This is a genomic window from Streptomyces sp. Ag109_O5-10, from assembly GCF_900105755.1.
GTDB lineage: Bacteria > Actinomycetota > Actinomycetes > Streptomycetales > Streptomycetaceae > Streptomyces.
This window is the reverse complement of sequence record NZ_FNTQ01000001.1, coordinates 2850735-2872128: the sequence shown is the minus strand read 5'-3', so window position 1 is coordinate 2872128 and position 21394 is coordinate 2850735. Positions and strand designations below refer to the sequence as shown.

Below are 21394 nucleotides of genomic sequence, written 5' to 3'. Positions count from 1 at the left end.
AGGTCACAATGTCAGGGTGCAGCTCCAGCAACTCTTCTCTCCCTCCGTCCAGCACACGCTCGACGTCATCGGCATCTTCGTGTTCGCCATCTCCGGCGCGCTGCTGGCCGTCCGCAAGAACTTCGACGTCTTCGGCATCGCGGTGATGGCCGAGGTCACCGCGCTGGGCGGAGGGATCTTCCGGGACGTGATCATCGGGGCCGTCCCCCCGGCCGCCTTCACGGACCTCGGGTACTTCATCACCCCGCTGATCGCCGCCCTGGTGGTGTTCTTCCTGCATCCGCACGTCGAGCGGATCCAGTCGTCGGTCCTGGTCTTCGACGCGGCCGGCCTCGGCCTGTTCGCGGTCAGCGGCACCACGAAGGCCTACTCCTACGGCCTCAACCTCACCGCCTCCGCCGCCCTGGGGCTCGCCACCGCGGTCGGCGGTGGCGTGCTCCGGGACGTGCTCGCCAACGAGGTTCCCTCGCTGCTGCGCTGGGACCGCGACCTGTACGCGGTCCCGGCGATCGTCGGGGCGACGACGGTGGTGCTGTGCATCCACTACGACGCGCTGTCCCCGTTCACCAGCGGGCTCGCGGTCGTCACCGCTTTCGTACTGCGCCTGCTCGCGATGCGCTACCACTGGCGAGCGCCGCGTGCGTGGAACCGGCGTTCGACGGTTCGGGAGGAGTAGCCCCGGCCCGGGCGCGGCTCTGGCCCATGTTGAGGGTGAGCCACTCGAAGACCGTCGGCACCTGGGGCCGCCACAGCGCCATGTTGTGGCCGCCCGCGCTGCGCGGCAGGTACACCACGTGCACGGTGGTCGGAGCCTTGGCGATCTGTTCGAGCGCGACCCCGGCCTGATAGCCGTCGCCGGACTCGCCGGAGATGTAGAGCGCGATCCGGGGCGGGGCGATGGCCTTGCGCAGCAGCAGGTAGGGGTTGTTCTGCTCGCGCAGGGTCACGCTCTGCGCGGCGAGCGAATTGCGCTCGCCGATCGGGTCGTTGTAGCCGGAGAGGCTGATCGCGGCCCGGTAGCGGTCCGGATGGGCGACGGCCAGCTTGACCGCGCAGTGCGCGCCCGCGGAGTAGCCGGCCACGGCCCAGTTGGCGGGGGCGGCCGCGGCACGGAAGTTGTCGGTCACCATCTTCGGCACGTCAATGCTGAGCCAGCTGTCCGCGTTGACCGTGCCGGGGATATTGGCGCAGCCGGTGTCCACCCCGGCCAGCAGGTTGGTGCGCGGCGCCACCAGGATGAACGGCGCGACCTTGCCGCTCCTCATCAGCGGCTCCAGCTGCTCGGTGACCTTCAGCGAACCGAACCAGGCCTTCGCCGAGCCGGGGTAGCCGGGCAGCAGCTCCACGACCGGGAAGCGGTGGTTGCGGTAGGCGGCCTCGTGGTACTGGGGCGGCAGCCAGACGTAGACCTCGGCGTTGACACCCGAGACCCGGCCCTTGAGCTGGGTGACCTCGACCCCGCCGGCCGCCCGCATGCCCGGTCCGTCGGCCGCCGCGAAGGCCTGCTTCACCTTCGGCAGCCGTTTCAGCGCTATGCCGCCGGTGCCGTCCTGGCCGAGGTTCGCGGCCTGCTGGACGTGGTCGCCGGTGCCCAGGAGGTCGGCCCAGTTGTCGTACAGGTTGTTCTCGTTGTTGACCAGCACGAAGATCAGCGTGACCGCGGTGGCCTGCGCGAACAGGAGCATCAGGATCCGGGCCGCGGCGCGGACGGCCTTGGGCCCGCGCATCCTCGACCACAGGACGAGCGGCAGTATGAGGGCGACCACGGACAGGACGATGGTCGTGTAGAGGAACGGAGTCCCGGTGAGGCTCATGTCCCCATAGAGGGGAATCGAGGGCTCCGGGTTACGGACGTGTCCGGACACTTACCTAGAAATTGCCGGAACCTCACTCGGCCGACGGAGCCCCTTACCGACCGGACAGCGGCCGGGCGCCCGCCGGACGCCGGGCTGACGTCGGCCGGATGCCGGGCTGAAGCCGGCCGGACGCCGCTCGGACCGCTGGTGCGTGGATCACAAAAGCTACCGCTTAGTAATCACATCTTGTACTGTTCAGGTATGCCAGAAGCAGCATCCACGCAGGCCGTGATCGGTGACAGCGAGTTCGACCGCGACACCGCGGTCACCCGGCGCGCTCCCGGCGTCTACGACATCGACCTCTCGGCCGGCTGGACCATCATCAGCGCGGTCAACGGCGGCTACCTGCTTGCCGTGCTCGGCCGGGCACTCGCGGACACGCTGCCGCACCCGGACCCGTTCACCGTCTCCGCGCACTACCTGACCGCGTCGCAGCCGGGCCCGGCCGTGATCCGCACGGACACCGTCCGCACCGGCCGCACCCTCTCCACCGGCCAGGCCTCGCTCTTCCAGTACGACGACGAGGGCAACGAGGTCGAACGCATCCGCGTCCTCGCCTCCTACGGCGACCTGGCCGCCCTCCCCGACGACGTCCGCACGACGGCGACCCCGCCCGCGATCCCGCCCATGGAGCACTGCTTCGGTCCGGAGGACGGCCCGGCCCCGGTCGACGGCAGCTCCGCCATCACCGAGCGCCTGATGCTCAAGCTGGACCCCGCCACCCTCGGCTGGGCCCTCGGCGCGCCCTCCGGCAAGGGCGAGATGCGCGCCTGGTTCGGCCTCGCGGACGGGCGTGACGCCGACCCGCTCTCCCTGCTCCTCGCGGTGGACGCGCTGCCGCCGACCGCGTTCGAGATCGGCCTCAAGGGCTGGGTGCCCACCGTCGAGCTCACCGTGCACGTCCGCCACCGCCCCGCCCCGGGCCCGCTGCGCGTCTCCATCACCACCCGCAACCTGGCCGGCGGGTTCCTGGAGGAGGACGCCGAAGTCTGGGACGCCGAGGACCGCTTGGTGGCCCAGTCCCGCCAACTCGCCCGGGTCCGCCTCGGCTGACCCCGGAAACCCGGACCGGCGCGTCACCGTTCCGGCAGCGGGAACCTCGTGCTGTCACGGGCTTGTGGCGGCGGGTGGGCGCCGCCGTGCGGTGAACTCCCAGGTCGGCGGCGCCTCTTGGAGAGCGCTCCACCTCCTCGTCGTCGTCCGGCAGCGGCAGCTCCGGCGGGCAGAGCTGTCAGCAGCCGACCGGCCTGCCCACCGGCAACGCGTCGGGCGGGCCCAGCTGCCCGCCGACCGGCAACTCGACCGGCAGGCCGGCAGGCAACCCCACCGGCATGCCGAGCGGCGGCCCGGGCGGTCCCTGCGCGGGCGGCGCGGCGCCCGGCGGCGCACCGACCACGCGAGCGACGAAGAGCTGACCGCGAGGGGCGCACGACAGAGGCCGCGGTTGAGCAGCGCCCGTGAGGGGCGCTGGAGGTACCCCCGGCCGAAGACTGGGGAAGGGACTGCGCGACCGGCCACGACGGCGCCGCAGCGCACTGACGGCCTACTGCGGCGCTTCCCGCGGGGCGCTCCGCTCAGTCCAGCCAGTGCTGCCGGCCGAGGCTGATCAGCCGCAGCTGCCGGGTGGCGAGCTGGACGACGCGCTGCCGCACCGCCTCGGAGGGTTCGGCCGACTCCGGGGACTCCAGGGTCTCCAGGAACAGGGAGGCGGTGATGAGCATCTGGTCCACGTAGAGGTGGGCGAGCATCAGCAGGTCGTCGTCGTTCCAGTCCTCTGCCCCGGGATCCTTGGCCAGCTCGGTCTTGACCTCCTCCGCGAACCGGGCGAGCTGGGCCCGGATCGCCTCCCGCACCGGCTGCACCCCGCCGTGCCGCTCCCGGGCGATGAACCGGACGTGCGCGGGGTGCGTGGCCACATGGTCCGCGATCAGCTGCACGGCCCGGGTGATGCGCTCTGCGCCGGCCGTCGCGACCGTCGTGCGGACCATCGGGTGCAGGCTGCCCAGCGCCTCGTCGACGAGCGCGACGCCGAGGTCGGCCGTCGAGCGGAAGTGGCGGTAGAAGGCGGTCGGGGCGACGCCCACGGCCCGGGTGACCTCGCGCAGTCCCAGGCTGCTCAGGCTCTGCTCCTCCAGCAGGGCGAGCGCTGCGTCCAGGAAGGCCTGGCGGGTCTTCTGCTTCTGGGCCTGTCGGATGCCGAGGGTGTGACTCATGTCATCCAGTTAACAACTGTTCTCCGGAATTGAAAAGCCGTGTGAGTTGCTAGACTCGAAGTCAGTGAACAACTGTTACTACAACCGTTCACCCAAATGTAACGGAGGGGGATCGAACCCATGCTGTTCCTCGTCGCCGCACTCATGCTGCTCGGCGTGGTGCTGGGCACCGTGGCCCACGCGCCGCTCGACGTCACCGCAGGCCTCGCCGCCGTGATCGTCGTCTGGCTGGCCGTCTTCGCACTCCGCGAGCGCCTCGCCCGCCGCCGTCACACCTCGGCCAACTGACCTTCCGCCCCCGCTCACTTGAGGAGCTGAGCATGATGCAACTCACCGCCCCCGCCACCCCCGGCCGAGATGCCCGCACCGGCAGCCGCGACGCCGACGGCATGGCCGTGGCGTCCTTCATCCTGGGTCTGCTGGGCCTCCTGGTCCTGAACCTGTTCCTGGGCCCGATCGCGATCATCCTGTCCCTGGTCTCCCTGTGGCGCGGCACCGTCCGCAAGGGCCGCGCGTACCTGGGCCTCGCGCTCGGCGTGGCGGACCTCGCGGTCCTGGCGATCGCCATGGCGGTCTCGAACACGATCTCCTGGAGCCTGTAAGCAGGCCCCGGGGGAGCCCGCCCCGAAGGGGCGCGGGAAACCGCGCGACCAGCCACGGACCACCGGCACCCGCACACCGGCACAGGCCACCTGCGGCGGCTGGGGCGGCCCTTACCCCGCCCCCCGTAGAATCGACCGCACCATGGCCTACCTCGACCACGCAGCCACGACCCCGATGCTCCCGGAAGCGGTGGAAGCACTCACCGCCGCCCTCCGCGTCAGCGGCAACGCGTCCTCCCTGCACGCCTCGGGCCGCAAAGCCCGCCGCACGGTCGAGGAATCCAGGGAGACCCTCGCGGAAGCGCTCGGCGCCCGCCCCAGCGAGGTCGTCTTCACCTCCGGCGGCACCGAGGCCGACAACCTCGCGGTCAAGGGCCTCTACTGGTCCCGCCGCGACGCCGACCCGGCCCGCACGCGGGTCCTGGCCAGCCCTGTCGAACACCACGCGGTCCTGGACGCCGTCGACTGGCTCGGCGAACACGAGGGCGCGACGGTGGAGTACCTCCCCGTCGACACCTACGGCCGGGTCCACCCCGAGGCGCTGCGCGAGGCGATCGAACGCAACCCCGACGACGTGGCCCTCGCCACCGTCATGTGGGCCAACAACGAGATCGGCACGATCCTGCCGGTCCGCGAACTCGCCGCCGTGGCGAACGAGTTCGGCATCCCGCTGCACGCCGACGCGGTCCAGGCCTTCGGCCAGATCCCGCTGGACTTCGGCTCCTCCGGCCTCGCCGCGCTGACCGTCTCCGGCCACAAGGTCGGCGGCCCGTACGGCATCGGCGCCCTGCTCCTCGGCCGGGAGTACACCCCCGTACCCGTCCTGCACGGCGGCGGCCAGGAGCGGCACGTGCGCTCCGGCACCCTCGACGTCCCGGCGATCGCCTCCTTCGCGGTGGCGGGGCGGCTCGCCGCCGAGCGCCGCGAGTGGTTCGCCCGGGAGATCGGCGCCCTGCGCGACGCGCTGATCGACGCCGTCCGTACGGCCGTACCCAACGCGATCCTCGGCGGCGACCCGGTGGACCGCCTCCCCGCCAACGCGCACTTCACCTTCCCCGGCTGCGAGGGCGACTCGCTGCTCCTGCTGCTCGACGCCCAGGGCATCGAGTGCTCGACGGGCTCCGCGTGCACCGCCGGGGTCGCCCAGCCCAGTCACGTCCTGCTGGCCACCGGCACCGACCCGGACCTGGCCCGCGGCACCCTGCGCTTCTCACTCGGCCACTCCTCCACCCAGGCCGACGTCGAGGCGGTCGGGAAGGTGATCGGCCCGGCGGTGGAGCGGGCCAGGGCCGCCGGGCTCAGCTGACCGGCCACGGGGGTCCCGCCCGCGCCCCGCGGATCGGGCGCCGACCCGGCCGCAGGGGAAAAGGGTTGGCCGAGCAGCCGCAGCTCGTGCCCCGGGTGCGGGACGCAACGGACACGGACGACGTGCGGCACGGGCACAAGATAACGATCGGGCCACAGGTGGAACGCGGGTCAGGTCTGTCCGGCCCGCCGAACGAGCCCCATGTAACGCCCCCAGTCCCAGTGCTTTCCCGGGTCGGTGTGATCCGTCCCCGGCACCTCGGCATGACCGATCACGTGCTCGCGGTCCACGGCCATCCCGTACCGCCGGCATATCGCGGCCGTCAGCCGCGCCGAGGCCGCGTACATCGCGGCCGTGAAGTCCTCCGGGCGGTCCACGAACCCCTCGTGCTCGATCCCCACACTGCGCTCGTTGTACGACCTGTTCCCCGCGTGGAACGCCACGTCCAGCTCGCGGACCAGCTGGGTGATCCGCCCGTCCTGGCGCACGATGTAGTGCGCCGCCGCCTGGTGCGCCGGGTCCTGGAAGGCCCTCACCGCGCTCGCGTAGCCGCCCTGGGTCACATGGACGACCACCCGGTCCACGGGGTAGTCGGACGGCCGGTCCGCCGTCCGGTAGTTCGCCGGGGACGCCGCCACCCAGCGCGCGCCCCTGAAGTCCACCGCGCCCGCCACCCGCGCCTTGCGCACCCCCGGTAGCCGCCAGTAGAGCCGCGACAGTTCGTCCCTGGTCAGCGCCAGCGTGCCCGCGGCGGCCGCCGCCCCGCCCACCAGCAGCGCCCGCCGCCCGAGCCTGCGGTCACCGTCCCCCGCCACTGCCTGATTCGCCCCCATGCGATCTCCAACGGATACTCGCGGGCCCTGGTTCCCGCGTCCCCGTACCCTGGAGGGGCTATGACTGACACCCCGAAGCGCACCCGCCCCCTCCGCGTCCTCGCCGCCATGTCGGGCGGCGTGGACTCCGCCGTCGCCGCCGCCCGCGCGGCCGAGGCCGGTCACGACGTCACCGGCGTCCACCTCGCGCTCTCCGCGAACCCGCAGTCCTTCCGCACGGGCGCCCGGGGCTGTTGCACCATCGAGGACTCCCGCGACGCCCGCCGGGCCGCCGACGTCATCGGCATCCCGTTCTACGTCTGGGACCTCGCCGACCGCTTCCGTGAGGACGTCGTCGAGGACTTCGTCGCCGAGTACGAGGCGGGCCGCACCCCCAACCCGTGCCTGCGCTGCAACGAGAAGATCAAGTTCGCGGCCCTGCTGGACAAGGCCCTCGCGCTCGGCTTCGACGCCGTCTGCACCGGCCACTACGCGAAGATCGTGACGCTCCCCGACGGCTCCCGCGAGCTGCACCGCGCCTCCGACATGGCGAAGGACCAGTCGTACGTGCTCGGCGTCCTGGACGAGCGGCAGCTCGCCCACGCCCTCTTCCCGCTCGGCGACACCCTCACCACCAAGGACGAGATCCGTGCCGAGGCCGAGCGCCGGGGCCTCGCGGTCGCCAAGAAGCCCGACTCGCACGACATCTGCTTCATCGCCGACGGCGACACCCAGGGCTTCCTCGCCCGGCGGCTCGGCAAGGCCGAGGGTGACATCGTCGACGAGTCCGGCACCAAGGTCGGCACCCACGAGGGCGCGTACGGCTTCACCATCGGCCAGCGCAAGGGCCTGCGGATCGGCCACCCCGCCGCCGACGGCAAGCCCCGCTACGTCCTTGACATCTCGCCGGTGGACAACACGGTGACGGTCGGCCCGGCCGCCGCCCTCGACGTCACCGGCCTCACCGCGATCAAGCCCCGCTGGTGCGGCACCGCCCCCACCGCGCCCGGCACCTACACCGCCCAGCTCCGCGCCCACGGCGGCGAGACCGAGGTGCGCGCCGAGCTGACCGACGGCGAACTGCACGTCACGTTCACCGAGCCGGTCCGCGGCGTCGCCCCCGGCCAGGCGATCGTCCTGTACGACGACACCCGCGTCGTCGGCTCGGCGACGATCGCCTCGACCGTCCGGCGTCAGCCGGTGACGTCCACCTCGTAGAAGCAGAGGTGGTCCTTGATCTGGGCTACGTCCGCCTTCGGCTCGGGGTACGCCCAGACCAGGTCCGGCGCGTCCGGCAGGGACCAGTAGGAGGCGGTCCCCTTGAAGGGGCAGACGGTGTGCGTCTCGGAGGGCGTGAGGAGATCGAGGCGGACGTCCTCCGCGGGGATGTAGTAGCGCGGGGGACAGCCGGTCTCGTGGAGCAGGAGAGCCTGGTCGCTCTCGGCGAGGACCAGGTCGCCGTGCGTCACGCGCACGTGCTGGTCGCTGTTCTCGATGGTGATCGTGTGTCCTGAGGCCATACGAGGTTGACGCCGACGGACGCCCACTTGTTCCCGAGGGCCGGTGAACCGCCCTTTCGGGTGCGCGGGGCTGTATTCGATGTGCGGCTACCTCCGCGTGGGCGCGCCCAGCCCCCGCACACCCGCCCGCCGGACAACGCGATGCATACCCTGACCCCATGCGAATCTGTGTCTTCCTCTCCGCGGCAGATCTCGACGACCGCTACACCCGCCCCGCCCGCGACTTCGCGGAACTCATCGGCAAGGGCGGCCACTCCCTGGTCTGGGGCGGCTCCAACGTCGGCCTCATGAAAGTGGTCGCCGACGGCGTCCAGGAAGCCGGCGGCAAGCTGATCGGCGTCTCCGTCGAGTTCCTCGCCAACAAGGCCCGTCCCGGCGCAGACGAGATGGTCATCGCAGCCGACCTCGCCGAACGCAAGCGACTGCTCCTGGAGAAGGCCGACGCCGTCGTCATCATGGTCGGCGGCACCGGCACCCTCGACGAGGCCACCGAGATCCTGGAGCTGAAGAAGCACGGCCGCACCGACAAGCCCGTCGTCCTGCTCAACAGCGCCGGCTTCTACGACGGCCTGAAGCAGCAGTTCCACCGCATGGAGGCGGAGGGTTTCCTGCCCCGTCCCCTGGCGGAGCTGATGTTCTTCGCGGAGGATCCCGCCGAGGCGCTCACGTACCTGGAGACGGGCCGCGGCACCCGTTGATGCGAGCATGGCCCCCATGGCAACTCATGTGATCACCGGCGCCGGTTCCGGCATCGGCGCCGCGGTGGCCCGGCGCCTGCACGCGCGCGGGGACGACATCGTCCTGCACGCGCGCGACGCGGGCCGCGCGAAGGAACTGGCCGCGGGGTATCCCGGCGCCCGCACCCTGGTCGGCGACCTGGCCGACCCGGACAAGCTCTCCTGGGCCTTCTCCCACCAGAGCCTCCCGGACCGGGTGGACTCGCTGCTGCACATCGCCGGCGTCGTCGACCTGGGCGAGGTCGGCGAGCTGACCCCGAAGTCCTGGCGCCACCAGCTCAACGTCAACCTGATCGCACCGGCCGAGCTGACCCGGCACTTCCTGCCCCAGCTCCGCGCCGCCCGCGGTCACGTGCTCTTCGTGAACTCCGGCGCCGGCCTCAACGCGCACGCGAACTGGTCGGCGTACGCGGCCTCCAAGCACGGCCTGAAGGCCCTCGCCGACTCCCTCCGCGCAGAGGAGCACGGCAACGGCGTCCGCGTCACCTCGGTCTACCCGGGCCGCACGGCGAGCCCGATGCAGGCCAAGGTCCACCAGCAGGAGGGCAAGGACTACGACCCCGCGCGCTGGATCGACCCGGAGTCGGTCGCGACCACGATCCTGACCGCCCTGGACCTGCCGAGGGACGCGGAGATCAACGACCTGACCGTGCGTCCGGGCCCGATTCCCGGCTGAGCTTGTGTGCGGCGCCCGCCAGGGGCGCTGGGGGCTCCCCCGGCCGAAGGCTGGGGGAGGAACTCCGCGACCAGCCATGGGCGTGCCCCGTCGCACCCGCACCGCCGCACACGGCACCGCCCGTCCCGCTTAGGCTCCTCACGTGAACGCAATCTCCGACTTCGGCCCCGCCACAGGCGTCGGCTCGCTCCCCGGCACCGACGCCCGTGAGGCCGCCAGGACCGCGACCGGCAGCTTCGAGGACTTCCCCTTCCTGCCCGAGCTGCCCGCCCGCGGCCCCGGCGCGGACATGATCGGCCGTACCGCGGGTCTCCTCGTCGAGCTGTACGCGCGCGTGGAGCCCAGCGGCTGGCGGCTCGGCGACCGGCCGGGCCGCGACACCCGCCGGGCCAGGTCCTGGCTGGGCGAGGACCTGGACGCGCTGGAGGAGTTCACCCAGGAGTACACGGGCCCGCTGAAGGTGCAGGCGGTCGGGCCCTGGACACTGGCCGCCGCCGTGGAGCTGCGCAACGGCGAGTCCGCCCTCTCCGACCCCGGCGCCCGCCGTGACCTGGCCGCCTCCCTCGCCGAGGGCCTGCGTCTCCATCTGGCCGAGGTGCAGCGGCGCGTCCCCGGCGCCCGCCTGGTGCTCCAGCTCGACGAGCCGTCCCTCACCGCCGTACTGCGCGGCGAGGTGAGGACCGCCTCCGGCTACCGCACCCACCGCGCGGTCGACCGCCAGGTCGTCGAGTCCACCCTGCGCGACGTGTTCGGCGTGCACGCCGACGGTCCGGTCGTCGTCCACTCCTGCGCCCCGGACGTCCCCTTCGCGCTGCTGCGCCGCGCCGGTGCGGCCGCCGTCTCCTTCGACTTCTCGCTCCTCACCGAACGTGACGACGACGTGCTCGGCGAGGCGGTGGAGGCGGGTACCCGGCTCTTCGCCGGTGTCGTGCCGGGGACGGACACGGCATTGTCAGACCCTGCCGGTAGCGTCATGGGTGTCAGGACGCTGTGGCGCAGGCTGGGGCTGCGGCCGGGGCTCCTCGCGGAGTCCGTCACGGTCACCCCGGCGTGCGGGCTGGCGGGCGCTTCCCCCGCGTACGCCCGGGAGGCACTCGCCCACTGCGTCCGGGCGGCGAGATCACTCGCGGACAACCCAGAGTAACGGGAGGAAAACGGTGGCCGGCGACAAGCAGCAGGCGGAGACGGCAGTGCCCGCCGAGGCACGGGAGAAGCACGCGCGGCTCGCTGAGCAGATCGAGGAGCACCGCTTCCGGTACTACGTGAAGGACGCTCCCGTCGTCAGCGACGCGGAGTTCGACAAGCTCCTCAAGAGCCTGGAGGCGCTGGAGGACGAGCACCCCGAGCTGCGCACGCCCGACTCGCCGACGCAGAAGGTCGCCGGGGCGTACGAGACCGAGTTCACGGCGGTCGAGCACCGCGAGCGGATGCTGTCGCTGGACAACACGTTCAACGACGACGACCTCGCGGCCTGGGCGGAGCGGATCCACAAGGAACTCGGCGAGCAGGAGTACCACTTCCTGTGCGAGCTGAAGGTCGACGGTCTCGCCGTCAACCTCACCTACGAGCACGGCCGCCTCACCCGCGCGGCGACCCGCGGCGACGGCCGCACCGGCGAGGACATCACGCCCAACGTCCGTACGATCGCGGAGATCCCGGACCGGCTGCACGGTGAGCGGCTCCCGGACCTGGTCGAGATCCGCGGCGAGGTCTACTTCCCGATGGAGAAGTTCGCCGAGCTCAACGAACGCCTGGTCGCGGCCGGTGACAAGCCGTTCGCCAACCCGCGCAACGCGGCGGCCGGTTCGCTGCGGCAGAAGGACCCGCGGGTCACCGCCTCCCGCCCGCTGCACATGGTCGTGCACGGCATCGGCGCCCTGGCCGGCTTCGAGGGCCTGAACCGCCTCTCCGAGGCGTACGACCTGCTGAAGACCTGGGGCCTGCCGACCTCCCCGCACAACAGGGTGGTCGACGACCTCGACGGCGTACGGGAGTTCATCGCCTACTACGGCGAGAACAGGCACTCCGTGGAGCACGAGATCGACGGTGTCGTCGTCAAGCTGGACGAGATCCGGCTGCAGGGCCGTCTCGGCTCGACGGCGCGGGCCCCCCGGTGGGCGATCGCGTACAAGTACGCGCCGGAAGAGGTCAACACCAAGTTGATCGACATCAAGGTGGGCGTCGGCCGCACCGGGCGGGTCACGCCGTACGCCCAGGTCGAGCCGGTCACCGTGGCCGGTAGCGAGGTGGAGTTCGCCACCCTGCACAACCAGGAGGTCGTCAAGGCCAAGGGCGTGCTGATCGGCGACACCGTGGTGCTGCGCAAGGCCGGTGACGTCATCCCGGAGATCCTCGGCCCGGTCGTCGACCTGCGCGACGGCAGCGAGCGGGAGTTCGTGATGCCGGCCGAGTGCCCCGAGTGCGGGACGCCGCTGCGGCCGATGAAGGAGGGCGACATCGACCTCCGCTGCCCCAACGCCCGTACCTGCCCAGCCCAGTTGAGAGAGCGCGTGTCCTACCTCGCGGGTCGCGAGTGCCTGGACATCGAGCACTTCGGCGGGGTCGCGGCGGCCGCGCTCACCCGGCCGCTGGAGCCCGCCGACCCTCCGCTGGTCGACGAGGGCGACCTGTTCGACCTCACCGTCGAGAAGCTGCTGCCCATCAAGGCGTACGTCCTCGACCCGGACAGCGGGCTGCCCAAGCACGACCCGAAGACCGGCGAGGAGAAGGTCGTCACGGTCTTCGCCAACCAGAAGGGCGAGCCGAAGAAGAACACCCTCGCTCTGCTCCAGAAGATCGAGGAGGCGAAGACCCGCCCGCTCGCCCGCTTCCTCAACGGCCTGTCCATCCGGCACGTCGGACCGGTCGCCGCCCAGGCGCTGGCCCGCGAGTTCCGCTCCATCGACCGCATCGAGCAGGCCACCGAGGAGGAGCTGTCGAACATCGACGGCGTCGGCGGCATCATCGCGACCGCGCTCAAGGAGTGGTTCGCCGAGGAGTGGCACCGCGAGATCATCCGAAAGTGGAAGGCCGCTGGAGTCCCGCTGGAGGACGAGTCCACCGGAGAGGACGAGGGACCGCGTCCGCTGGAGGGTCTCGCCGTCGTGGTGACCGGAACCCTGGAGCACTACACCAGGGACGGCGCCAAGGACGCACTGCAGAGCCGCGGCGCCAAGGTGACCGGCTCGGTGTCGAAGAAGACCGCCTTCGTGGTCGTCGGTGACAACCCCGGATCGAAGTACGACAAGGCGATGCAGTTGAAGGTTCCTGTTCTGAACGAGGACGGATTTGTCGTCCTTTTGGAGCAGGGACCGGACGCCGCGGCCGAAGTCGCCCTTCCGACCGGGGAGTAGCGGTTGAAGGCCACCCGTTCGGCGCATATCAGATGCATACGGGTGGCCGGGGCGCAATCGGGCAACCGTCTACGACCGCTGCCCGTGGAAGCCTTCTGCGGCCTACTGTTGAGACGTGCACCTGCCGTGCCCAGCTCGGTCGGGGCATTCCCGTGCTCCGGCAGGGCACGGACCGCATGGCGTGGGCACCGCCGGCTGTGAGAGGGACGGGAATGGAACCGACCGAGAGCGTCGCCACGGGCGCGCGGCTGCCGCTGCGCCGCCGGGCGTGCGCGTGGCGGGGGAGCCGGTGGACGGGTCGGGGCGGTGCGCGACCCGGCATGCCGGGCGCCCCGGGCATGCGGCCGGGGAGCGCCGCGGCGGACGCGCGCGACCCGCTGCCGCTGGCCGCCGTCGAACCGCCGCCCGGCCTGGTCGGCTCCGAGCACGAACGGCACCTGTCCTGGCCCGCGCTGCCCGCCGGAGTCGTCGCGGCCGCCGCGTTCGTGCTCGGCGCCGGGTTCTACCGCGCGTTCACCGACGACCACGCCCTCTTCCCGTCCGGCACGGTCGGCTGGTCGCTTGCCGTGCTGACCGGCATCATTGTCGGCCACCTCGTCCTGCTCGGCCGCGCCCGCTGGTGGGGCGGCACCGGCTCCGGCGCCGCCCTGACCCTCGCCGTCCTCCTGCTGTACGGCTGGGTGCCGGCCGGCATGGTCAGCCTCACCGTCGTCGTCCTGGTCGGCATAGCCAGGCGCCACCGCTGGCGGCAGGGCGTCCTGCACGGCGCGGTGGACATCCTCGGCATCGGCGCCGGCGCACTGGTGCTCCTCGTGTTCGGGGGCGTCCCGACCGTGGAGTCGCCCTGGAACCCCGCCAGTTGGAGCGTCGCCACCGCTCCCGAGGTCGTGCTCGTCGCGGCCGCTTACCTCGCCGTCACCCGCGCCCTGCTCTGGTACCTGCACGCACCCCGCGGCGGCGGCCTGCCCACCGTGGCCCGCACCGCCCTGATGCGCCAGGGCCTGGTCGCCGTGGCCCTGCTCGGCATCGCCCCGCTGATCTGCGTGGTCGCCGTCGCCCAGCCGCTGCTGCTGCCGCTGTTCGCCATCCCGCTGGTCGCCCTCGACTCCACCCTGTGGATAGCCCGGGCCCGCGCCGAGGAGCAGCTGCGCGACCCGCTGACCGGACTGCCCAACCGGCAGTGGCTGCTGGAACGGATCTGGACCGCCCTCGACGACGCCGAGCGCATCGGCGCCCGCTCCGCCCTCATGCTGATCGACCTCGACCGGTTCCGTTCGGTCAATGACACGCTCGGTCATCTCGCCGGTGACCGGCTGCTCCTCCAGATTGCCGACCGGCTGCGGGCCGCGCTGCCGCGCGGTGCGGAGGCGGCCCGACTCGGCGGCGACGAGTTCGCGGTCTTACTCCCGGTCGCCGACTCCACGACCTCGGCCACCCGGGTGGCGCGGGGCCTGGTCACGGCCCTCTCCTCGCCGCTCGACCTCGACGGCCTCACCCTCGTCCTGGAGGCCAGCGCGGGGGTCGCCGTCTTCCCCGACCACGCGCTCGACGCCGAGGGCCTGCTGCGCCGCGCGGACGTCGCGATGTACCAGGCGAAGCGGGACCGTACCGGTGTCGAGGTGTACGAGTCCAAGCGGGACTCCAACACCCCCGACCGGCTGGGCCTGCTGGGCGATCTGCGGCGCGCCCTGGACGCCCACGAGGTGCAGCTGCACTACCAGCCGAAGGTCCGCTTCGACGGACAGGTGGCGGGCCTGGAGGCCCTGGTGCGGTGGGTGCACCCGGAGCGCGGGAAGGTGCCGCCGGACGAGTTCATAGCGATCGCCGAGTCCTCGGGGCTGATGCCCCACCTGACGGAGTACGTGCTGGAGACCGCGCTCGGGCAGGTCGCCGAGTGGCGGGCGCAGGGGCTGCGGGTGCCGGTGGCGGTCAACGTCTCGCCGCGCGACGTCCACACGCCGGGGTTCGCCGGCCTGGTGGCGGCGCGGCTGGCGCGGCACGGGGTGCCGGCCGGGGCGCTGCAGCTGGAGATAACCGAGCACGTGCTCCTCGAGGACCCGCAGCGGGCCGCCGACACCCTCGCGGGGCTGAACGGGCACGGCGTGAAGATGTCGCTCGACGACTTCGGCACCGGGTACTCCTCGCTCGTGCACCTGCGGCGGCTGCCGGTGAGCGAGCTGAAGATCGACCGGTCCTTCGTGGCCCGGCTGGCGGTCGACAACGAGGACGCGGAGATCGTGCGCTGCACGGTCGACCTCGCGCATTCGCTGGGGCTGCTGGTGGTCGCGGAGGGCGTGGAGGACGACGAGACGTGGGAGCGGCTGCGGGACCTGGGGTGTGACGCCGTGCAGGGGTGGCTGGTGGCCGCGGCGATGCCGCCGGAGGAGACCACGGCGTGGTTGCTGGCGCGGGGGGCGCGGGGGTGGCAGCGGCCGCGGGCGGCTCTGCCGGCCGCCGAGTAGTTTCCCGTCCGTCTGCCCGTCTGCCCGTCTGCCCGTCTGCCCGTCTGCGCGTCTGCCCGTCCGTCCGTCAGCCCGTCTGTCTGCCCGTCTGCCCGTCCGTCCGTCAGCCCGTCTGTCTGCCCGTCCGTCCGTCAGCCCGTCTGTCTGCCCGTCCGCCCGTCCCCCCGTTCACCGTTTCCCAAGAGGTGAGCGTCCGCCATGGGGGGTGCGGTCGTGCCGGCGGCCGTGGGTGCGTCGTGGTCGTGCGTTGTGGTCACTCGCGCAGTTCCTCCCCCGGCCTTCGCCCGGGGGTACCCCCAGCGCCCCTGAAGGGGCGCCGCCGCCACGGAGCGACGCCATGGCCGACCAGCAGCGCCGGCCTCGTCTCCGATCGGCTCGACCGCCCGCGGCTCGCCTGACGCCGCCACCCGGTGGGTGCATCGCGTCGTAGGCGCCCCTTGCCGCGGCACGTGCCGCCCGCAGCTCCGTCGCCCTCTCCGTTCGCGGGCGGTCGTGACGACCAGCTGTTCGCGCCCCGCCCATCCGATTTTCTAGCAGCGCTAGCCAACCTGTCGGCGCTCTGCTAGCTTTGCTTTCAGTCCTAGCGATGCTAGAAAACGCCAAAAGGGGGCCACCATGACCGTCACCGCCTACACGCTCGCCGTCGTGCTCGACCTGTTCTGCCTGTTCCTCGGCTACCGGTTCCTGTTCCAGCCGGGGCCGGCCGCCGCCGGCTACGGCGTCCCCGCCGACCCGGCCGGCGACGCGCGCGCCTACCTCGCGGTCAAGGGCCTCAGGGACGGCACGTTCGGCGTCATGGGGCTCGCGCTGCTGGTCTTCGCCGGCGCGCACGCCGAGGCCTGGTTCATGCTCTGCGTGGCACTCGTGCCGCTCGGGGACACGGTGACGGTACTGCGGAACGGCGGGGCCAGGGCGGTCGCCTTCGGGATCCACTTCGCCACCGCGATCGTTGTACTGATCAGCGCCGCCCTGCTGTTCCTCGTCTGACCGCATCGACGTCTCGTCATCGACCGGGGGTTCGGAAATGTCGTTGTTCGTACCGGAGTTCGATGAATCCGTGATCGTGCGGGAGGCCGACGCCGAGGTCGTCGGCGGTGACCCCGTCGGCGTCAGGCTGCTCGCCGACAGCAGTTCCACCGGCGGCGCCCTGTCCACCGTGCGCGTCACGCTGGGGGAGGGCGCCGACGGCGCCGTGCCGCATCTGCACCGCCACTCCGCCGAGATGTTCTACCTGCTCGACGGCGCCGCCGACGTGCTCTCGGGCGACGACGTCGTCACCGCCGGACGCGGTGACCTGGTCGTCGTCCCGCCCGGCAGGCCGCACGCCTTCGCCGCCGTCCCCGGCAGCACCGCGGACATCCTCATCGTCATCACGCCGGGCGTGGAGCGCTTCGAGTACTTCCGCCACCTCCAGCGCCTGCGACGGGGTGAGGCCACCCTGGAGAGCCTCCTGGCGGTGCAGGAGCTGTACGACAACCACTACCTGCGGAGCACGGCCTGGGACACCCGGCACTGAAACCGTTTAACGGGTACGGGGCCCCGCCCCATAGGATTGGCTCCAAACCACACACACTCACCCCAGAGGAACGCTGCATGCCTGGCATCACGCGCGAGGAGGTCGCCCACCTCGCCCGGCTGGCGCGTCTGGAGCTGAAGCCCGAAGAACTCGAACACTTCGCCGGCCAGCTGGACGACATCATCGGCGCGGTCGCCCGCGTCAGCGAGGTCGCCGACCAAGACGTACCGCCGACCTCGCACCCGCTGCCGCTGACGAACGTCATGCGCGCGGACGAGGTCCGTCCCTCGCTCACCCCCGAGCAGGCGCTCTCCGGCGCCCCGGCCCAGGAGCAGCAGCGTTTCAAGGTGCCGCAGATCCTGGGGGAGGACTAGACAGCCATGACGGACATCATCAAGCTCGGCGCCGCCGAGATCGCCGCGAAGATCGCCGCGGGCGAGCTCACGGCCGTCGAGGTCACCGAGGCCCACCTCGCCCGTATCGAGGCCGTCGACGAGAAGGTGCACGCCTTCCTGCACGTCGACCGTGAGGGCGCCCTGGCGCAGGCCCGCGCCGTCGACGCGAAGAAGGCGCGGGGCGAGAAGCTCGGCCCGCTCGCCGGCGTGCCGCTCGCGCTCAAGGACATCTTCACCACCGAGGGCGTGCCGACCACCGTCGGCTCGAAGATCCTCGAGGGCTGGATCCCGCCGTACGACGCGACGCTCACGAAGCGGCTGAAGGCCGCCGACGTGGTCATCCTCGGCAAGACCAACATGGACGAGTTCGCCATGGGGTCGAGCACCGAGAACAGCGCGTACGGGCCCACCGGCAACCCGTGGGACCTGACCAAGATCCCCGGTGGTTCCGGCGGCGGCTCGTCCGCGGCCCTCGCCTCGTTCCAGGCGCCGCTCGCCATCGGCACCGACACCGGCGGCTCCATCCGCCAGCCGGCCGCCGTCACCGGCACGGTCGGCGTCAAGCCCACGTACGGCGCGGTGTCGCGGTACGGCATGGTCGCCTTCTCCAGCTCCCTGGACCAGGGCGGCCCGTGCGCCCGTACGGTCCTGGACGCGGCGCTCCTGCACGAGGTCATCGCCGGGCACGACCCGATGGACTCGACCTCCATCGACGCGCCCGTTCCGCCGGTCGTCGAGGCCGCCCGCAACGGCAGCGTCGCGGGCATGCGCGTCGGCGTGGTCAAGCAGTTCCGCGGCGAGGGCTACCAGGCCGGCGTCATCCAGCGGTTCGACGAGTCCGTCGCACTGCTGAAGGAGCTGGGCGCCGAGATCGTCGAGCTGGACTGCCCGTCCTTCGACCTGGCGCTGTCGGCGTACTACCTGATCGCGCCCAGCGAGTGTTCGAGCAACCTCGCCCGCTTCGACGGCCTGCGCTACGGCCTGCGGACCGGCGACGACGGCAGCCACTCCGCCGAAGAGGTCACCTCGCTCACCCGTGAGGCGGGCTTCGGCCCCGAGGTCAAGCGCCGCATCATGCTCGGGACCTACGCGCTGAGCAGCGGTTACTACGACGCGTACTACGGCTCCGCCCAGAAGGTCCGCACGCTCATCACGCGCGACTTCGAAAAGGCCTTCGAGCAGGTGGACGTCATTGTGTCGCCCACGACGCCGACCACCGCCTTCGCGATCGGCGAGCGCGCCGACGACCCGATGGCGATGTACCTGGCCGACCTGTGCACCATCCCGACGAACCTCGCGGGCAACGCGGCGATGTCGCTGCCCTGCGGTCTCGCCCCGGAGGACAATCTCCCGGTGGGCCTGCAGATCATCGCCCCGGCGCTGAAGGACGACCGTCTTTACAAGGTCGGCGCCGCCGTCGAGGCCGCCTTCGTGGAAAGGTGGGGTCACCCGCTCCTGGAGGAGGCACCGTCGCTGTGAGCAACGCACTGTCGAAGGCCAAGGGCTTCAAGAAGTCGAAGTCCGGTACGTACCTGTCCATGGCCACCACCGCGTTCGGCGCGGTCGGTGTCGCCAAGCAGATCAAGAAGGCCCGCGCCGAGCACGACACGCTCCGGCTCATCGACGCCACCGTGTCCGCCGTCGCGATCGTCACCGGTTTCGCCCTGCTGTACCGCGAGCTGAAGCGGCTGGGCGACGACGACGTCCTGCTGGGCTGAGAGGGAAGTTTCACCGTGACCACCACGACCGACCTGGTGTCGTACGAGGACGCGCTGGCGTCCTACGACCCCGTCATGGGCCTCGAGGTCCATGTCGAACTCGGCACCAGCACCAAGATGTTCTGCGGCTGTTCGACCGAGCTGGGCGCCGAGCCCAACTCGCAGACCTGCCCGACCTGCCTCGGCCTGCCCGGCGCGCTCCCGGTCGTCAACGCGACCGGCGTCGAGTCCGCCATCAAGATCGGCCTCGCGCTGAACTGCGAGATCGCCGAGTGGTGCCGCTTCGCCCGGAAGAACTACTTCTATCCGGACATGCCGAAGAACTTCCAGACCTCCCAGTACGACGAGCCGATCGCCTTCAACGGCTACCTGGACGTCCAGCTGGAGGACGGCGAGACCTTCCGCGTACAGATCGAGCGCGCCCACATGGAGGAGGACACCGGCAAGTCGACGCACGTCGGCGGTGCCACCGGCCGTATCCACGGCGCGTCCCACTCCCTGCTCGACTACAACCGCGCGGGCATCCCGCTCATCGAGATCGTCACCAAGCCGATCGAGGGCGCGGGCGAGCGGGCTCCCGAGGTCGCGCGGGCGTACGTCCGTGAGCTGCGCGAGCTCATCCGGGCGCTCGGTGTCTCCGAGGCCCGCATGGAGATGGGCCAGATGCGCTGCGACGTGAACCTGTCGCTGCGCCCCCACGGCACCGAGAAGTTCGGCACGCGTTCCGAGACCAAGAACGTGAACTCGCTGCGGTCCGTGGAGCGCGCGGCCCGCTTCGAGATCATGCGGCACGCGGCCGTGCTGTCCTCCGGCGGCACGATCGTGCAGGAGACCCGGCACTTCCACGAGGACACCGGGTCGACGACCTCGGGCCGCGTGAAGGAGGAGGCCGAGGACTACCGGTACTTCCCGGAGCCCGACCTGGTCCCCGTGGCGCCCTCGCGCGAGTGGGTCGAGGAGATCCGCGCCGCGCTGCCGGAGATGCCACTGGCCCGCCGCAACCGGCTGCTCGCCGAGTGGGGTGTCTCCGCGGTGGAGATGCAGGCGATCATCAACGCCGGCGCGCTGGACCTGATCGTCGCCACCATCGACGCCGGGGCCGACGCGGCCTCCGCCCGCAAGTGGTGGATGGGCGAACTGGCGCGCAGCGCCAACGAGTCGGGCACCTCGCTCGACGAGCTGGCGATCACCCCGGCGCAGGTCGCCCGGGTCACCGAGCTCGTCACGAAGGGTGACCTGAACGACAAGCTGGCCCGCCAGGTCATCGAGGGCGTCCTCGCGGGCGAGGGCACCCCGGACGAGGTCGTCGACAAGCGCGGCCTGAAGGTCGTCTCCGACGAGGGCGCGCTGACCACCGCCGTCGAGGAGGCCATCGCCGGCAACCCGGGCGTCGCCGACAAGATCCGCGGCGGCAAGGTGGCCGCGGCCGGTGCCCTGGTCGGCGCGGTCATGAAGGCGACCCGTGGCCAGGCCGACGCGGCCCGTGTCAAGGAGCTGATCCTGGAGAAGCTCGGCGTCAGCGAGGGCTGAGCGAGCGCCAGGCACCTGGTACGGCCCCGGAGGCAGCGCCTCCGGGGCCGTACCGCGTCACAGGCGGCGGCCCACGATCCGGGCGAAGCCGAGCGGTTGCCCCCGGTCCGCCTGCACCGCCTCCACCGACTCCCGGGCCATCCGGGCCGTCTCCGGGTCCGGGCTCTGCGCGGCACACACCTCGCTCCACAGCAGCCAGTCGCGCCGGCCGTCCTCCAGCCAGTCGGCGGCCTCCCGGCCTCGGCGATCCGCCGCCAGTCGGCGGCCTCCCGGCCTCGGCGATTCGCCGGGCGTCGTCGTCGGGCCCGATCCACAGGTCCGCGGCGGTGACCTGCGCGCGCAACTCCCTGGCCAGGAAGACCGAGGTCATCGCCCGGCCGCAGCCCAGGCCGAGCACGCGCGCGCAGGGGCGCAGAGCGTCCAGGCCGAGGGCGGGGGCCGGCCATTCCGCAGCCACAGGGCGTGCGGGCCCGTCTGGTTCTCGACGGTCCAGCGGGGGCCGTACCGCTGAGCGGACAGCGGGGGAGGGGCAGGCGGTCAGTGGGAGAGGCGTCCTTCGACGGTGCGGGAGAGACGGCGTCGGACATGACTGAACGGGCTCCCTGTGATCTTCGTAGTGGAAGGCGATGCGCAGGAGCTCGTTCGGACCGTCAGACAATGCACCCGCTTCGGTCGTCGGCGAGGGGCCGACGGAGGCT

Annotated in this window: 21 protein-coding genes and 1 pseudogene; 17 read left to right on the top strand and 5 right to left on the bottom strand. The window is 71.8% G+C overall.

The annotated features are described in order from the left end of the window. Window positions 1-16 precede the first annotated feature (16 nt). Window positions 17-676 (top strand): trimeric intracellular cation channel family protein, encoded by a 660-nt coding sequence (locus BLW82_RS13070; RefSeq protein ID WP_093498949.1) that lies wholly within the window; start codon window positions 17-19, stop codon window positions 674-676. Here the strand turns inward: BLW82_RS13070 and BLW82_RS13065 are convergent. Then, window positions 585-1814, bottom strand: a complete 1230-nt coding sequence (locus BLW82_RS13065; RefSeq protein ID WP_093498948.1) for an alpha/beta hydrolase — start codon at window positions 1812-1814, stop codon at window positions 585-587. The two genes, BLW82_RS13070 and BLW82_RS13065, sit on opposite strands and share 92 nt — an antisense overlap. 243 nt (window positions 1815-2057) lie before the next feature. Between BLW82_RS13065 and BLW82_RS13060 the strand changes: the two genes are divergently transcribed. Further along, window positions 2058-2909, top strand: coding sequence for a thioesterase family protein (locus BLW82_RS13060; RefSeq protein ID WP_093498947.1), 852 nt, complete (start codon window positions 2058-2060; stop codon window positions 2907-2909). 521 nt (window positions 2910-3430) lie between these two features. On the opposite strand, the gene BLW82_RS13055 is transcribed toward BLW82_RS13060, so the two are convergent. Then, window positions 3431-4069 carry a TetR family transcriptional regulator gene (locus tag BLW82_RS13055; RefSeq protein WP_093498946.1) on the bottom strand — a complete coding sequence of 213 codons (639 nt, stop codon included), beginning with the start codon at window positions 4067-4069 and terminating at the stop codon, window positions 3431-3433. Window positions 4070-4189: 120 nt separating this feature from the next. Here BLW82_RS13055 and BLW82_RS44395 point away from each other — a divergent pair, with 120 nt between their 5' ends. The 3 genes from BLW82_RS44395 (at window position 4190) to BLW82_RS13040 (ending at window position 5977) form a co-directional block, all read left to right on the top strand. Then, the gene (locus tag BLW82_RS44395; protein WP_089098627.1) at window positions 4190-4357 is read left to right on the top strand and encodes a hypothetical protein; all 168 of its coding nucleotides are present in this window, start codon (window positions 4190-4192) and stop codon (window positions 4355-4357) included. A gap of 35 nt (window positions 4358-4392) precedes the next feature. Beyond that, the gene (locus tag BLW82_RS13045; RefSeq protein ID WP_093508021.1) at window positions 4393-4671 is read left to right on the top strand and encodes a DUF4190 domain-containing protein; all 279 of its coding nucleotides are present in this window, start codon (window positions 4393-4395) and stop codon (window positions 4669-4671) included. Between the two features lie 142 nt (window positions 4672-4813). Beyond that, a complete protein-coding gene (locus BLW82_RS13040; protein WP_093498945.1) occupies window positions 4814-5977 on the top strand; it encodes a cysteine desulfurase family protein in 1164 nt (387 codons plus the stop codon). Window positions 5978-6147: 170 nt separating this feature from the next. On the opposite strand, the gene BLW82_RS13035 is transcribed toward BLW82_RS13040, so the two are convergent. Further along, on the bottom strand, window positions 6148-6810 hold the full coding sequence (locus tag BLW82_RS13035; protein WP_093498944.1) for an N-acetylmuramoyl-L-alanine amidase: 663 nt from the start codon (window positions 6808-6810) through the stop codon (window positions 6148-6150). A 60-nt stretch (window positions 6811-6870) separates the two neighbouring features. Here BLW82_RS13035 and mnmA point away from each other — a divergent pair, with 60 nt between their 5' ends. Then, window positions 6871-8007 (top strand): tRNA 2-thiouridine(34) synthase MnmA, encoded by a 1137-nt coding sequence (gene mnmA / locus BLW82_RS13030; RefSeq protein WP_093498943.1) that lies wholly within the window; start codon window positions 6871-6873, stop codon window positions 8005-8007. Here mnmA and BLW82_RS13025 read toward each other — a convergent pair. Beyond that, window positions 7983-8309, bottom strand: a complete 327-nt coding sequence (locus BLW82_RS13025) for a DUF427 domain-containing protein (protein ID WP_093498942.1) — start codon at window positions 8307-8309, stop codon at window positions 7983-7985. The two genes, mnmA and BLW82_RS13025, sit on opposite strands and share 25 nt — an antisense overlap. Window positions 8310-8467: 158 nt before the next feature. On the opposite strand from BLW82_RS13025, the gene BLW82_RS13020 reads away from it, so the two are divergent. The 11 genes from BLW82_RS13020 (at window position 8468) to gatB (ending at window position 20696) form a co-directional block, all read left to right on the top strand. After that, a complete protein-coding gene (locus tag BLW82_RS13020) occupies window positions 8468-9007 on the top strand; it encodes an LOG family protein (RefSeq protein ID WP_093498941.1) in 540 nt (179 codons plus the stop codon). Between the two features lie 16 nt (window positions 9008-9023). Further along, window positions 9024-9722, top strand: coding sequence for an SDR family oxidoreductase (locus BLW82_RS13015; RefSeq protein WP_177232927.1), 699 nt, complete (start codon window positions 9024-9026; stop codon window positions 9720-9722). A 142-nt stretch (window positions 9723-9864) separates the two neighbouring features. After that, window positions 9865-10866 carry a methionine synthase gene (locus tag BLW82_RS13010; RefSeq protein WP_371131332.1) on the top strand — a complete coding sequence of 334 codons (1002 nt, stop codon included), beginning with the start codon at window positions 9865-9867 and terminating at the stop codon, window positions 10864-10866. A 13-nt stretch (window positions 10867-10879) separates the two neighbouring features. Beyond that, window positions 10880-13075, top strand: coding sequence for an NAD-dependent DNA ligase LigA (gene ligA, locus BLW82_RS13005; protein ID WP_093498939.1), 2196 nt, complete (start codon window positions 10880-10882; stop codon window positions 13073-13075). A 212-nt stretch (window positions 13076-13287) separates the two neighbouring features. After that, on the top strand, window positions 13288-15537 hold the full coding sequence (locus BLW82_RS13000; RefSeq protein ID WP_093498938.1) for a putative bifunctional diguanylate cyclase/phosphodiesterase: 2250 nt from the start codon (window positions 13288-13290) through the stop codon (window positions 15535-15537). Between the two features lie 615 nt (window positions 15538-16152). Beyond that, on the top strand, window positions 16153-16524 hold the full coding sequence (locus tag BLW82_RS12995) for a DUF4267 domain-containing protein (protein WP_093498937.1): 372 nt from the start codon (window positions 16153-16155) through the stop codon (window positions 16522-16524). Between the two features lie 37 nt (window positions 16525-16561). Next, window positions 16562-17053, top strand: a complete 492-nt coding sequence (locus BLW82_RS12990; RefSeq protein ID WP_093498936.1) for a cupin domain-containing protein — start codon at window positions 16562-16564, stop codon at window positions 17051-17053. A 77-nt stretch (window positions 17054-17130) separates the two neighbouring features. Then, entirely contained in the window at window positions 17131-17427 is a 297-nt protein-coding gene (gene gatC / locus BLW82_RS12985; protein WP_007384860.1) for an Asp-tRNA(Asn)/Glu-tRNA(Gln) amidotransferase subunit GatC, read from the top strand. A gap of 6 nt (window positions 17428-17433) precedes the next feature. Continuing rightward, the gene (gene gatA / locus BLW82_RS12980; protein WP_093498935.1) at window positions 17434-18927 is read left to right on the top strand and encodes an Asp-tRNA(Asn)/Glu-tRNA(Gln) amidotransferase subunit GatA; all 1494 of its coding nucleotides are present in this window, start codon (window positions 17434-17436) and stop codon (window positions 18925-18927) included. Next, window positions 18924-19166: a hypothetical protein gene (locus BLW82_RS12975; protein ID WP_089098594.1), complete on the top strand. Its 243-nt coding sequence runs from the start codon at window positions 18924-18926 to the stop codon at window positions 19164-19166. The genes gatA and BLW82_RS12975 overlap by 4 nt, the downstream gene beginning before the upstream one ends. 15 nt (window positions 19167-19181) lie before the next feature. Continuing rightward, entirely contained in the window at window positions 19182-20696 is a 1515-nt protein-coding gene (gene gatB, locus BLW82_RS12970; protein ID WP_093498934.1) for an Asp-tRNA(Asn)/Glu-tRNA(Gln) amidotransferase subunit GatB, read from the top strand. Between the two features lie 57 nt (window positions 20697-20753). On the opposite strand, the pseudogene BLW82_RS12965 reads toward gatB, so the two are convergent. After that, window positions 20754-21283: pseudogene (locus BLW82_RS12965) on the bottom strand (cyclopropane-fatty-acyl-phospholipid synthase family protein). Window positions 21284-21394 lie beyond the last annotated feature (111 nt).

Bases quoted from the DNA above. Each gene is read 5' to 3' on its own strand.
- BLW82_RS13065 (WP_093498948.1), bottom strand. From the start codon at position 1,814: ATGAGCCTCACCGGGACTCCGTTCCTCTACACGACCATCGTCCTGTCC.
- BLW82_RS13060 (WP_093498947.1), top strand. From the start codon at position 2,058: ATGCCAGAAGCAGCATCCACGCAGGCCGTGATCGGTGACAGCGAGTTC.
- BLW82_RS13055 (WP_093498946.1), bottom strand. From the start codon at position 4,069: ATGAGTCACACCCTCGGCATCCGACAGGCCCAGAAGCAGAAGACCCGC.
- BLW82_RS44395 (WP_089098627.1), top strand. From the start codon at position 4,190: ATGCTGTTCCTCGTCGCCGCACTCATGCTGCTCGGCGTGGTGCTGGGC.
- BLW82_RS13045 (WP_093508021.1), top strand. From the start codon at position 4,393: ATGCAACTCACCGCCCCCGCCACCCCCGGCCGAGATGCCCGCACCGGC.
- BLW82_RS13040 (WP_093498945.1), top strand. From the start codon at position 4,814: ATGGCCTACCTCGACCACGCAGCCACGACCCCGATGCTCCCGGAAGCG.
- BLW82_RS13035 (WP_093498944.1), bottom strand. From the start codon at position 6,810: ATGGGGGCGAATCAGGCAGTGGCGGGGGACGGTGACCGCAGGCTCGGG.
- mnmA (WP_093498943.1), top strand. From the start codon at position 6,871: ATGACTGACACCCCGAAGCGCACCCGCCCCCTCCGCGTCCTCGCCGCC.
- BLW82_RS13025 (WP_093498942.1), bottom strand. From the start codon at position 8,309: ATGGCCTCAGGACACACGATCACCATCGAGAACAGCGACCAGCACGTG.
- BLW82_RS13020 (WP_093498941.1), top strand. From the start codon at position 8,468: ATGCGAATCTGTGTCTTCCTCTCCGCGGCAGATCTCGACGACCGCTAC.
- BLW82_RS13015 (WP_177232927.1), top strand. From the start codon at position 9,024: ATGGCAACTCATGTGATCACCGGCGCCGGTTCCGGCATCGGCGCCGCG.
- BLW82_RS13000 (WP_093498938.1), top strand. From the start codon at position 13,288: ATGGAACCGACCGAGAGCGTCGCCACGGGCGCGCGGCTGCCGCTGCGC.
- BLW82_RS12995 (WP_093498937.1), top strand. From the start codon at position 16,153: ATGACCGTCACCGCCTACACGCTCGCCGTCGTGCTCGACCTGTTCTGC.
- BLW82_RS12990 (WP_093498936.1), top strand. From the start codon at position 16,562: ATGTCGTTGTTCGTACCGGAGTTCGATGAATCCGTGATCGTGCGGGAG.
- gatC (WP_007384860.1), top strand. From the start codon at position 17,131: ATGCCTGGCATCACGCGCGAGGAGGTCGCCCACCTCGCCCGGCTGGCG.
- gatA (WP_093498935.1), top strand. From the start codon at position 17,434: ATGACGGACATCATCAAGCTCGGCGCCGCCGAGATCGCCGCGAAGATC.